General features: G+C 63.0%; 1 pseudogene. It reads right to left on the minus strand.

Annotated elements, in window-relative coordinates:
- Positions 1–505: pseudogene (locus tag AB4Z27_RS29480) on the minus strand (hypothetical protein); the annotation flags it as partial.

The raw sequence follows: 505 nt of genomic DNA on the forward strand, positions 1-505 counted from the left end.
CTGTCATCACGATAGCGCACGACGAGACCAGCCCGGAGGGCATCCAGGATTTGTCCAGCCTCCTTGTAGTCCTCGTTCAGCCCGTGGTTTGCCGAGTTCGTCAGTCCCATGAAACAGTGCTCGATCCCCGCCTTCCGGAACGCCTCCAGCTGCGGCCGCACGTAGTCTCCATCAAGCCCCGCTCCACCCCAGTACAGCGTACCTCGCGGTCGCACCAGGTATTCCTTCATGGCCGGCTTGTCCGCAGTCAAGTGCGCAGCGCCGGCAGCCGGCGTCGTTGCTATTACCCCGCCAGCCCCAATAGCGCCTCGGACTGCGTAATGCGCCAATGCATGGACTTCGATCGAGAAGATGCTCTGCGACGGCAGCACGCGCGGGTGCTCCTTGCACTTGCAGAACACGCGCGCCCCCGAAACCAGAATCTGCTTCCCATGCAGCGAGTATCTTGGATCGCAGTCGTTGTACACCGGCCCGCCGACCTTGCACGCCGGGCAGGTCGCATGGT

It is taken from the genome of Cupriavidus sp. KB_39 (assembly GCF_052114485.1).
GTDB lineage: Bacteria > Pseudomonadota > Gammaproteobacteria > Burkholderiales > Burkholderiaceae > Cupriavidus.